10 protein-coding genes are annotated in these 11072 nt (G+C 72.0%); 6 read left to right on the forward strand and 4 right to left on the reverse strand.

Annotated elements, in window-relative coordinates; all coding sequences use genetic code 11:
* Nucleotides 1-56 precede the first annotated feature (56 nt).
* On the forward strand, nucleotides 57-1607 hold the full coding sequence (locus tag OG782_RS31615) for an NCS1 family nucleobase:cation symporter-1 (protein WP_406456815.1): 1551 nt from the start codon (nucleotides 57-59) through the stop codon (nucleotides 1605-1607).
* On the opposite strand, the gene OG782_RS31620 is transcribed toward OG782_RS31615, so the two are convergent.
* Complete coding sequence (locus OG782_RS31620) at nucleotides 1570-2340, reverse strand: hypothetical protein (protein WP_406456817.1); 771 nt, start codon at nucleotides 2338-2340, stop codon at nucleotides 1570-1572. The genes OG782_RS31615 and OG782_RS31620 overlap by 38 nt on opposite strands.
* 219 nt (nucleotides 2341-2559) lie before the next feature.
* On the opposite strand from OG782_RS31620, the gene OG782_RS31625 reads away from it, so the two are divergent.
* Nucleotides 2560-2931, forward strand: coding sequence for a hypothetical protein (locus OG782_RS31625; RefSeq protein ID WP_406456819.1), 372 nt, complete (start codon nucleotides 2560-2562; stop codon nucleotides 2929-2931).
* 193 nt (nucleotides 2932-3124) lie between these two features.
* Nucleotides 3125-4576 (forward strand): amidase, encoded by a 1452-nt coding sequence (locus OG782_RS31630; RefSeq protein WP_406456821.1) that lies wholly within the window; start codon nucleotides 3125-3127, stop codon nucleotides 4574-4576.
* A gap of 38 nt (nucleotides 4577-4614) precedes the next feature.
* Here OG782_RS31630 and OG782_RS31635 read toward each other — a convergent pair whose 3' ends face one another.
* On the reverse strand, nucleotides 4615-5604 hold the full coding sequence (locus OG782_RS31635; protein WP_406456823.1) for a class I SAM-dependent methyltransferase: 990 nt from the start codon (nucleotides 5602-5604) through the stop codon (nucleotides 4615-4617).
* Nucleotides 5601-6584 (reverse strand): carboxymuconolactone decarboxylase family protein, encoded by a 984-nt coding sequence (locus OG782_RS31640; RefSeq protein ID WP_406456825.1) that lies wholly within the window; start codon nucleotides 6582-6584, stop codon nucleotides 5601-5603. Before OG782_RS31640 ends, OG782_RS31635 begins: the two co-directional genes overlap by 4 nt.
* 169 nt (nucleotides 6585-6753) lie before the next feature.
* Between OG782_RS31640 and OG782_RS31645 the strand changes: the two genes are divergently transcribed.
* Nucleotides 6754-7902 (forward strand): sensor histidine kinase, encoded by a 1149-nt coding sequence (locus OG782_RS31645; RefSeq protein ID WP_406456827.1) that lies wholly within the window; start codon nucleotides 6754-6756, stop codon nucleotides 7900-7902.
* Nucleotides 7899-8582, forward strand: coding sequence for a response regulator (locus OG782_RS31650; protein WP_406456829.1), 684 nt, complete (start codon nucleotides 7899-7901; stop codon nucleotides 8580-8582). The genes OG782_RS31645 and OG782_RS31650 overlap by 4 nt, the downstream gene beginning before the upstream one ends.
* A gap of 88 nt (nucleotides 8583-8670) precedes the next feature.
* Here the strand turns inward: OG782_RS31650 and OG782_RS31655 are convergent, their stop codons facing one another.
* Nucleotides 8671-9735, reverse strand: a complete 1065-nt coding sequence (locus OG782_RS31655) for a biotin/lipoate A/B protein ligase family protein (protein ID WP_406459375.1) — start codon at nucleotides 9733-9735, stop codon at nucleotides 8671-8673.
* Between the two features lie 352 nt (nucleotides 9736-10087).
* Between OG782_RS31655 and OG782_RS31660 the strand changes: the two genes are divergently transcribed.
* The gene (locus OG782_RS31660; RefSeq protein WP_406456831.1) at nucleotides 10088-11071 is read left to right on the forward strand and encodes an ABC transporter permease; all 984 of its coding nucleotides are present in this window, start codon (nucleotides 10088-10090) and stop codon (nucleotides 11069-11071) included.
* Nucleotide 11072 lies beyond the last annotated feature (1 nt).

The following is an 11072-nucleotide window of genomic DNA, read 5'->3' on the forward strand; positions in this document are numbered from 1 at the left end:
CCCCCCCCGCGCCCCGCCCCGCACGGCACCGTCCCCGAGCGAAGGGTCCAGCCGCCATGACATCGACCGTCCCACCGCCACCACCGCAGGACCGGATATCCACGGCTGCGGACCGTGTCGAACTCGCCGCCGGCGCCGCGCCCGACGACAGCCGGTTCGTCAACGAGGACCTGCTGCCCGTTCCCCTGGAGCGGCGCAACTGGACCACGTACAACTTCGCCGCCCTCTGGGTCGGCATGGCCCACAACATTCCGTCCTGGCTCCTCGCCTCCGGTCTCGTCGCCCTCGGCATGGACTGGAAACAGGCCGTCTTCACCATCGCGCTCGCCAACCTGATCGTGCTCGGGCCGATGCTGCTCACCGGGCACGCCGGACCCAAGTACGGAATCCCGTTCCCGGTGCTGGCCCGCGCCTCGTTCGGGCTGCGCGGGGCCAATCTGCCCGCCCTGATCCGGGCCGCGGTGGCGTGTGCCTGGTTCGGCATCCAGACCTGGATCGGCGGCGTCGGCATCTTCACCCTGCTGGGGAAGATCTTCGGCGGCTGGGCCAACGCGTCCGAGGTCGGCGGGCAGCCCTGGACGCTCTGGCTCTGCTTCGTCCTGTTCTGGGCGCTCGAACTCGCCATCATCTACCGGGGAATGGACACCCTGCGGCGGTTCGAGAACTGGGCCGCGCCGTTCGTCATCGTCGGCGCGCTGGTGCTGCTGATCTGGGTCGCGGTCAAGGCCGGCGGTTTCGGCCCGCTGCTCGACCAGCCCTCGAAGCTCGGCTGGGGCAAGGAGTTCTGGCCCGTCTTCTTCCCGTCCCTGATGGGCATGATCGCGTTCTGGGCCACGCTCTCCCTGAACATCCCCGACTTCACCCGCTTCGGGGCCGGCCAACGTGCCCAGATCCGGGGCCAGTCGCTCGGCCTGCCCACCACCATGACCCTCTTCGCGCTGCTCTCGGTCCTCGTCACCTCCGGCTCGCAGGCCGTGTACGGCGAGGCGATCTGGGACCCGGTGCAGCTGGTCGCCCGGACCGACAATGTCTTCGGGCTGCTGTACGCGCTGGTGACGGTGCTGGTCGCGACGATCTCCGTCAACATCGCGGCGAACGTGGTCTCACCCGCGTACGACCTGGCGAACCTCGCGCCGAAGCTCGTCAACTTCCGTACGGGCGCCCTGATCACGGGTGTCGTCGGAGTGCTGATCATGCCGTGGAAGCTCACCGAGACGCCCGAGCTGTACATCTTCACCTGGCTCGGTCTCGTCGGCGGACTGCTGGGTACGGTCGCCGGCATCCTGATCGCCGACTACTGGATCGTCCGGCGCACCGTGCTCGACCTCGCCGACCTCTACCGGCCCGGCGGCCGCTACTGGTACACCAACGGGTGGAACTGGCGGGCCGTCGCGGCCTTCGCCGTCGGCGGCGTCCTGGCGATCGGCGGCTCGCACTCGGCGCCCGGCAAGGGGCCGTTCCCGGCGGACGGCCTGATCCCGTTCCTGAAACCCCTGGCCGACTACGGCTGGGCGGTCGGGCTGGCCTCCTCGCTGGTCCTGTACGTCGTGCTGACCGGGCGCGCAAGCGTCACACCGGGCTCGACGTGCGGCCCAGCAGTGCGCTGACGTCGAAGGATTCGTCCGGCGAGGGCGTGGTCCTGGGCACCGGCGTGTCGAAGCCCGACAGGTTCACGACCGCGTTCGCGCCGTTCCCCTTCAGCGTGAGCCGCAGGGGGTACGGCTTGCCGGTGGCGGCCACGTCCAGTACCAGGGTCGTGTTGTCCCGCATCCGGGTCAGCGGTATCACGGGCGTCGCACCGAGCTTGGTCTTCGCACCCTTGTTGAGGGTGCCGGTGTCGTTGTTCGCGTTGTCGCTGACCAGCTTCTGGAACGTGTTGAGGTCACAGGTCTTCGTCAGGCCCTCCAACCGCGGGTCGTCGGCCGATCCCTTCAGATAGCGGCCGCCGAGGATCGCGGCGAAGGCGGAACCGCCGTTGGGAACCTGGTTCTTCCAGAAGTCCGCGTCCGGCTTGACCCAGACGTCGTTGCCGCGTTTGACGATCTGGACCGAGCCCTGGCTGCTGCCCAGATCCACCGAACCGGCGCAGTTGCCGTCCCGGTCCAGAGTGAGGTCCAGGGACATGGGCGTACTGCCCCTGCCGAGGTCCCCGCTGGTGTTCAGATGCACGGATTCGGCGCTGAGCAGCGCGTCGCGGGAGCGGTCGGCGATCTGCTGGGCGGTGAGGGCGTCGATGTTCTCCGCGTGCGCCACGCCGCCGACGACGCCGCTTGCGGTGACGCCGATGACGAGGGCCGCCGTCCATGCGGCCGGGCGTGTGCCGAGGTGTGGACCGGTCACGTCGCCTCCTCGAAAGGTCGTGGCGGGACTGTTCGGGTCTGCGATCGGTCATTCGAGCGTACGCCGCGCCCGGGGCGGTCGCCCGGCGGAGCGGCGCCTCCCGGGCGCGTACACAGCGTGACGTTCTGTGGTGTTTTTGGTTAAGGGTGCCGGGGGACGGCTGCCACGGCACCGAATCCGCCACGACCTGTCACGACCGAGTACGACCGAGAGGGAAACATGAAGAAGTCCATGGGGGCCAAGGGGAGTCTGTCCGGCGCTGTGCTGCGGGGCGCCGCCGTCGCGGGCCTGACCGCGGCGCTCGCCGTGTCCAGCGGCCTGGCCGCGGCGGCCTCGGCCGCCGCACCGACGGCCACGCCGCCCGGACTGTCCTGCGAGACGGGCAAGCACGCCATCGACGACTACACCGGCTATGCGCTGTGCCGGAACAACGGCGGCACGACGGAGACCTTCTGGGTGCACCTGGTCTGCGGCTGGTCCCCGGACGTCGACGGCGAACACGTCACCCTCAACCCGGGCCAGTCCGGCCAGTCGACCGCGCACTGCGCCGGCCTCGGTACCGGAATCGGTGAGATCACGGTCCAGCCGTAGGGCCGGGGCGCCCGCGCGGTGCCGCCCCGGGGCGGCACCGCGCGGGCGGTGTGCCGGTGCGGGCGCCGGCGGCAAGCGGCAGCGGCATCCCCCGCCGAACGGTTGAGGGAGTGTCCCCGACTCGTTACCCTCCAGTAAGTCCGTTTGGGCGGACAGGTGTACGCACCTGACGGTACGAGGAGGCGGGCAGCCCATGTCCTCAGCAGAATCCACCGGGACGGACGTCGCGGCCCCGGCCGGGCTGGCCGACAGCGTCCGGGCCCTCGCGGACGGCCGCACCACCGCCACCCGGCTGGTCTCCGACGCGCTCGCCCGGATCGAGGCCAGCCAGGGCACCCTCAACGCCTTCCGTCACCTGCGCGCCGAAGCCGCACTCGCCGAGGCCGCCGAGGCCGACCGCCGGCTCGCCGCGGGGGAGCGGCTGCCGTTGCTCGGAGTGCCCGTCGCGGTCAAGGACGACACCGATGTCGCCGGGATGCCCACCCACTTCGGCTGCGCCGGGGAGCTGCCCGACGCGACCGCCGACAGCGAGTCCGTACGCCGGCTGCGCGCGGCCGGGGCGGTGATCGTCGGGAAGACCAACTCCTGCGAACTGGGCCAGTGGCCGTTCACCGAAGGCCCCGCCTTCGGCGCCACCCGTAATCCGTGGAACACCGATCACACCCCGGGCGGCTCGTCCGGAGGTTCGGCGGCCGCCGTCGCCGCCGGTCTGGTGCCCGCCGCGCTCGGCTCCGACGGCGCCGGGTCCGTGCGCATCCCCGCCGCCTGGACCCATCTCGTCGGCATCAAACCGCAGCGGGGCCGGATCTCCGTCCACCCCCACAGCGACGCCTTCCAGGGCCTCACCGTCAACGGGCCGCTGGCAAGGACCGTCGCCGACGCCGCGCTGCTCCTGGACGCCGTCGCGGGCGCCCACCCCGACGACCGGCACCGCCCGCCACGCGTCGATGCCTCGGCCGCCGCCCGCCGCGACCCGGGCCGGCTGCGCATCGCCCTCGCCTGGCGTCCCCCGCTCACCCTCACCGGCGCGGCGCCCCACCCGGATGTCCGCAGGGCCGTCACCGAACTCGCCGAAGCACTGGCCCGGCTCGGCCATCACGTCGAGGAGGCCCGGCCCCGCTACGGGCTGATCGGCCTCGGCTTCGTGCCCCGCGCCACCGCCGGAATCGCCGAACTCGCCGCACTGCACCCCGAACCCGCGCTCCTGGACGCCCGCACCCGCAGCGCCCTGCGCACCGGGACCCGGCTCGGCGGCAGGGTGGTGCGGGCGGCGCGGGAGCGGGAGGTGCGCCAGCACCGGCGGATCGGCGCGCTCTTCCACCCGGCCCGCGGCCGGGCCGGATCGGGATTCGACGTGCTGCTCACCCCGACGACCGCCCTGCCGCCTCCCCGTATCGGCAGGTTCGACGGGCTGAGCTCCTGGCGCACCGATGTGGCGATCGCCGAGGCGTGCCCGTACGCCTGGCCGTGGAACGTCCTGGGCTGGCCCGGAATCAACGTTCCCGCGGGCTTCACCCCGGAGGGACTCCCCGTCGGGGCCCAGCTGCTGGGCCCCTCCCGCAGCGAGGAACGGCTCATCTCGCTGGCCGCCCAGCTGGAGGCCGACCGGCGGTGGTACGAGCACCGCCCGCCGGCCGCACCCTAAGGGCTGTCCCGTAATCCCTGACGGGCGCACGACGACAGCTACGGCGCCTCGCCGCGTTGTCGGAACGCCCGAATACGTCCAGTATGCGGACGTCCCTCCGCCTTGCGATGCACCGCATCTGACGCCGCGCGCTGATCCGCCAGGGATGACGGGACAGCCCTTAGGGATCCACCGTCCGGATCATGCCGGGCTCGATCCGGCCCGATCCGAACAGAGGACTGCCAGGAAGTGTGCGCGGTCACCACCCACACCCCCGCCCGCAGCAGCACCCCGCGCGGTGTCTCGTGCGGCAGCAGGGTGCTGGTCATCGCGGCCCGGGTGGTGTCGGAGACGGCGAGACCGGGGGTGCGGGAGACGAAGAACTCCACCGCGTCCGCCGCGTCCTCGCCCCAGCAGGTGTCGGCGCTCACGCCGGTCACCACGACCTCCGTGAAGCCCGCCGCGCCCAGGACCTCATGGACGCGCTCCGGCTCCGAGAGCGAGGCCATCGCCGTGGCCACCGCGTTCTCCGGGGTGTGGTCCCGTCCCAGCAACGAGGCCAGCAGGCCCAGCGCCTTGCGCTCCTCGCCGTCGGGCTGCGCGGGCTGCGGGCACAGGAACACCAGCCGGCCGCCCGGCCGCAGCGCTCCCGCGATGTTGGTGAAGGCGGCGACGGGGTCGGCGAAGAACATCACCCCGCCCCGGCTGATCGCCAGGTCGTACCCGCCGGGCTCGAACACGCAGGTCTGCGCATCGTCCAGCCGGTAGGTGACATGGGGGAACCGATCGGCGTCGGTGAGCTCGCGGGCCCGTCCGAGCAGCGGCTCCGAGATGTCGACACCGGTGACCCGGCCGCGCGGCGCCCGCTGCGCGGCCGTCCGGGTCGTGCGCCCGCTGCCGCAGCCGATGTCCACCACCCGGTCCCCGCCGCCGATCGCCGCCGCGTCGAACAGTGCGGCGTCGAAGCCGTCCAGCATCGCGTTGTAGCGGTCGGGATGGGCGGCCCAGTGCTGTCCGAGCGGTCCGTTCCAGGCTTCTGCGACTGTCATGCGCGCTCCTTCGTCTCCAGGGTGAGGGTGACCTCGACGCGCCCCACGGCGCAGATCGCACCGAACCCGATCAGATGGACGAGGCAGTGATCGGTGAACGGTGGCGCAAGCCAGGCGGCCACGTCCTCGTCCGTGATCCGGTACGGGGCGCGCGCCGCGAGCAGCGCCAGCCGGGCGCCCGGCCGCTCCGCCCGGTCGGGCAGATCCGCGCCGTGCAGCGGGAGCGGGGTGACACCGTCCCAGGCCGCCACCGACGCCCGTACGAGCGCCGCGTCCTGTTCGCTCAGCAGCCCGGCACCCAGCTCCGCCGCGGTGCGCAGCGCACCGAACGCGGTCCCGACGGCGGTCCCGGCCGCCCAGGCGGGCGCCTCACCCTCCGTTTCGAGCAGGGGCAGACTCAGACCCGGCACCAGCTCACGGCGCACGGTCCTGGCCATGGTGCGGCCCGCCGCGCTGCGTACGGCGCGCAGCTTCTGCAGGCCGCAGGGCAGCAGGTTCTCGGTCAGGAGGCAGGAGACGATCCGGTTGATGAAGTGGAAGGCGAGCGCGGTCCCGATGTGCTCGGGTGCGGTCGCCCGCGGGAACGGCTGCGCCGTACTCATGTCCTTTCCCCAGGCCAGCAGCCGGCGATGGGCGGGGTCCGCCGGCTGCCCGTCGCCGGCGATCGTCTCCGCCAGCCGGTGGTCACCGGTGGCGTGCAGCAGCATGGAGTGCGCGTCCACACAGAACGGGCAGCGGTTGGCGAGCGAGACCCCGGCCGCCACCACCTCCTTGTCCGTACGGGACACCTGCCCGGCCAGCAGGGACTCGCGCAGCAGCGCCCAGGCCGAGGTGAGAAGAGGAGGCGAGGCGGACAGGACGACGAAGGTCGGGGCACGCTCGATCCCGAAGTCGGTGGCCATCTGGGCGTACACATCGGCGACCACCCCGGTCGCCGACCTGACGGGTGCGGGTGAGGTGTAGCGGAAAGGTCCGGTCATGGCGACGATGCTCGCCCGCGGACCGGGGCCGGGTCGTCGTACCGCCGGAGACAGTCCGCGCTGATCCCGGCCGACCCGGACCGGCCGGGCAGTACTGCCCGGGGAGTAGTGCCCGGCCGGTCCCCACGGCTGATGCCCCGTCCGGCGTACGGGAGTTAGGGTGCGGCACATGACGGGGGACACGGGGGACATCGGCCGCCGCACCGGGCTGCTGGACGCGGTGCTCGCGGTCGCGATCGGTGCGGCGGTCACGGTCGCGGCCTGCGCGGCCTCGGCTCCCGGCGCGCTCGACCTGGTGCTCGTCGCGACCGGCTCACTGGCCCTCGCGGGGCACCGCCGGGCCCCGCGCACGGTGCTCGCCGTCACCACGCTCGCCATGTCCGGATACGTGCTCCACGCACACCCGGGCACCTGGGCGGCGTTCCCCGTGCTGGCCGCCGTGCACACCGCCGCCCGCAGCGGGCACCGCCTCTGGGGCGTCGCGGCGGGCGCCCTCTTCCTGGGCGGCTACTTCACCGTCCTGATCACCGCCTCACCGGCCGCCGAGGGAGTCGTGGAGCGGACCCTGCTGCTGCTCGGCTGGTTCCTGTGCGCCGGGGTCACCGGACTCATCGACAAGAACTGGCAGGCCTATCTGCGCCAGACCGAACAGCGGGCGCTCGACGCCGAACGCAACCGGGACGAGGCGGCGTTGCGCCGGGCGGGGGAGGAGCGGCTGCGGATAGCCCGCGAACTGCACGACTCGCTCACCCACTCCATCTCGATCGTCAAGCTCCAGGCGGGAGTCGCCGTCCACCTGGCCCGCAAGCGCGGCACCGAGGTGGAGCCCGCGCTGCTCGCCATCCAGGAGGCGAGCGGTGAGGCCATGCGCGAACTGCGCGCCACGCTCGAGGTGTTGCGCACGGACGTGGTCGAACCCGGCACCGGACTCGACCGGATCGGTGAACTCGCCGAACGGGCACGCAGCGCGGGCATCGAGCTCGCGGTCACCGTCAGCGGCACGGAGCGAACGCTTCCCCGGGCCGTGGACCACGCCGCCTACCGCATCGTGCAGGAGGCCCTCACCAATGTGGCCCGGCACGCCGACCGGGCCCCGACCGCTGTCCGGCTCGCCTACGGGCCGAGCGCGCTGACCGTGCACGTCGACGATCAGGGCCCGTGCGGACCGGGCGACACCGTGACCGCGGGAACCGGCCTCACCGGCATGCGGGAGCGCGTCACGGCGCTCGGCGGCACCCTGGAGGCCGCACCGCGCCGGGCCGGCGGCTTCTCCGTGCACGCCGAACTGCCCCTGCACTGTGCGGAGTCCACCGGATGAACGGCGAAGCGGACGCCCCGATCCGTGTCCTCATCGTCGACGACCAGGCCCTCATGCGGGCAGGCTTCCGGGCGCTGCTCGACGCGGAGGACGGCATCGAGGTCGTCGGGGAGGCCGCGAACGGCCGGGAGGCCCTGGAGCTGGCCCGGCTGCACACGCCCGACATCGCCCTCGTCGACGTACAGATGCCGGTGATGACGGGGATCGAGGCCACCCGGGCGATCGCCGCCGACCCGCAGCTGAGCGGCGTCCACGTCGTGATCCTGACCAACTACGGCCTGGACGAGTACGTGTTCGACGCGCTGCGTGCCGGGGCGGCGGGCTTCCTGCTCAAGGACACCGAACCCGCCGAACTGCTCCAGGCCGTCCGCGTCGCGGCCCGCGGCGACGCGCTGCTCTCACCCGCCATCACCCGCCGGCTGATCGGCGAGTTCGTCGCCCGGCCCCCCGACCGGACCACCGCACCCGGCTTCGAGACCCTCACCCGGCGCGAACGGGAGGTCAGCGCCCTCGCCGCCCGGGGCCTGACGAACGAGGAGATCGCCGCGCACATGGTCGTCAGCCCGTTCACGGCCAAGACCCACATCAGCCGCGCCATGACCAAGCTCGGCGCCCGCGACCGGGCCCAACTCGTCGTCTTCGCCTATGAGTCGGGGCTCGTCACCCCGCGGGAGCGGTGACCGGGCGGGGTGCCGGCGCCAGGGTCCTGCGTCTGGACCAGGCCGGGCCCGGCGAGCCCGGCATGATCCGAACGGGAGGCCCCATGCCCTACGGCACCCGGGCGGTCCACTCCGCTGTGCCGAACTTGGTGCGGACGAGCTCCTCGGCGCGGGCCAGCTCCTGCGGGGTCACTTCGCCCTCGCTGAGGCCGTGCCGGTTGCGGAACGACTCGATCATCCGCTCGATGACGGCCTGCCGGGGCAGACCGGTCTGACGACGCAAGGGGTCGACGCGCTTCTTGGCGCTCTTCGTGCCCTTGTCGGACATCTTCTCCTTGCCGATGCGCAGGACGTCGAGCATCTTGTCGGCATCGATGTCGTACGACATCGTCACGTGATGCAGCACCGCGCCGGGGCCTCCGTCCGGCCCCACCATGCGCTTCTGCGCGGCCCCCGCGATCTTCCCGACCTCCGTCGCGATGTCGTTGAGCGGCTGGTACCAGGCCTTGATCCCCATGTCGCCGAGCGCTTCCAGTACCCAGTCGTCGAGGTACGCGTAACTGTCGGCGAAGGAGAGGCCGGAGACGAGGGACTGGGGCACGGCGAGCGAGTAGGTGATGGTGCTGCTCGGTTCCGCGAACATCGCCCCGCCCCCGGAGATGCGCCGCACGACCGTGACACCGTGGCGGTCGGTGCCGGCCGGGTCGACCTCGTTGCGCAGGGACTGGAAGCTGCCGATGATCACCGCGGGGGAGTCCCACTCCCACACCCGGAGCGTCGGCGGGCGCCGGCCCGCGGCGACCTCGGCCGTGATGACCTCGTCGAGAGCCATATGGAGCGCGGGCGACTGCGGGGCGTCATGGATGAGCTGCCAGTCGTAGTCGCTCCACTCCGTGGCGTGCGCCAGGGCCCGGCGCACGGCGACGGCCACCCCTTCCGACGTCAGGCCGAACATGACCGTCGACGGCGGGAGCGCCGCATCGATCCGGGCGGCCAGGCCGGCGGTGTCGGTATGGGCCGGTGCGCCCTCCAGCGCCGCGTCGATCGCCAGGATCGCCTCGTCCGGCTCCAGGAAGAAGTCGCCCGCGACCCGTACGTCGCGCAGCGCCCCGCCCCGTACGTCCAGGTCCACCACCACCAGCTTGCCGCCGGGGACCTTGTACTCACCGTGCACAGCCATGCCTCCACTTCCGCCGGGTACTCATGCGTACGAATCGGCTCCGACCAGGCATAACGCCACCGCGACGGCGTTTAATCCACCGATCGCACAGCAATGGACCCGTGCCTCGGAGCGCGTGTCCGCGCACAAATCATGATCTGTCCGGGCCGTTTGCTACGGCGGTATTTCGAGGTCGTGGCGGGATGGGCCAGGACCTGGTGCGGCCGCCGAAGGGCGGAACAGACTGGCGCTCGCACGTCTGTGCTTACGTTCCGTCCCCCCAGAAGGCTCCACCGCTCATGCATACGTCCCTCAGACCCGGCGCCCCCGATGCGCACCTCCTGTGCGCGGTGAGGAGGTGCCGCCCGTGCTGCGCTATGTGACGCGCAAGGCGACGGGCTGGCTCCTGATGATCGTGGTCGCGACCAACGCCACGTACTTCCTCGCCAGTTGGTTCCTGGACCCGCGGTCGAACTTCAAGGAGCTGCGGCCCGTCCGCAGTGAGGACCAGATCGACCGGGCGCTCGCGCCCTACAACCTGGACCCGCGGGTGCCGGTCGTGCAGCGGTGGTGGGACTGGCTCACCTCGGTGGTCGTCCACTTCGACTGGGGGAAGTCACCCACCGGCGTCTCCGTCAACGGGGAGATCGGCTACCGGTCCCTCGTCAGCGCCGAGCTGGTCGTCGTCGCGACGGTCCTCTCCGTCGTCATCGGCGTCGCCCTGGGTGTGTACACGGCGTCGCGCCAGTACGGCTGGGCCGACCGGGTGTCGCAGGCCGTCTCCATCGCGGTGTTCAACGTCCCCACGTCCGTCGCCGCGCTCGCCGTGGTCTTCGTCGCCATCTGGCTGAACCAGCACGCCGGGCTGCACTTCCTCTACGTCGCCGGGGAGAACTCCCCGAACGTCGAGGGGCTGCTCCCGACCATCGGCGACCGTCTGCTGCACCTGATCCTGCCGACGCTGACCCTGACCCTGATGGGGTACGTCGGCTACCACCTGACGCAGCGGTCGCTCCTGCTCGACACCATCAACGCCGACTTCGTGCGTACCGCACAGGCCACCGGGCTCACCCGCGCCCAGGCGATCCGCAGGCACGCCCTGCGCACCGCGCTCATCCCGACCGCGGCCTCCGTGGCCTTCAGCGTCCCGGCCGTCTTCACCGGCGCCATCATCACCGAGACGATCTTCGGCTGGAACGGCATGGGCCGCTACTTCATCCAGACCATCAGCAAGAACGATGTGCACGGCACGGTCGCCACGGCCGCCTTCGCCGCCGCGCTGACCGCGATCGGAGCCGTCCTCGCCGACATCGCCACGGTCTTCCTCGACCCGCGCGTGAGGGTGAGCTGAC

The organism is Streptomyces sp. NBC_00876 (assembly GCF_045207435.1).
GTDB lineage: Bacteria > Actinomycetota > Actinomycetes > Streptomycetales > Streptomycetaceae > Streptomyces.

Excerpts from the sequence above, each read along its gene's own strand:
- OG782_RS31625 (WP_406456819.1), top strand. The coding sequence starts at position 2,560 with ATGAAGAAGTCCATGGGGGCCAAGGGGAGTCTGTCCGGCGCTGTGCTG.
- OG782_RS31645 (WP_406456827.1), top strand. The coding sequence starts at position 6,754 with ATGACGGGGGACACGGGGGACATCGGCCGCCGCACCGGGCTGCTGGAC.
- OG782_RS31640 (WP_406456825.1), bottom strand. The coding sequence starts at position 6,584 with ATGACCGGACCTTTCCGCTACACCTCACCCGCACCCGTCAGGTCGGCG.
- OG782_RS31630 (WP_406456821.1), top strand. The coding sequence starts at position 3,125 with ATGTCCTCAGCAGAATCCACCGGGACGGACGTCGCGGCCCCGGCCGGG.
- OG782_RS31635 (WP_406456823.1), bottom strand. The coding sequence starts at position 5,604 with ATGACAGTCGCAGAAGCCTGGAACGGACCGCTCGGACAGCACTGGGCC.
- OG782_RS31650 (WP_406456829.1), top strand. The coding sequence starts at position 7,899 with ATGAACGGCGAAGCGGACGCCCCGATCCGTGTCCTCATCGTCGACGAC.
- OG782_RS31615 (WP_406456815.1), top strand. The coding sequence starts at position 57 with ATGACATCGACCGTCCCACCGCCACCACCGCAGGACCGGATATCCACG.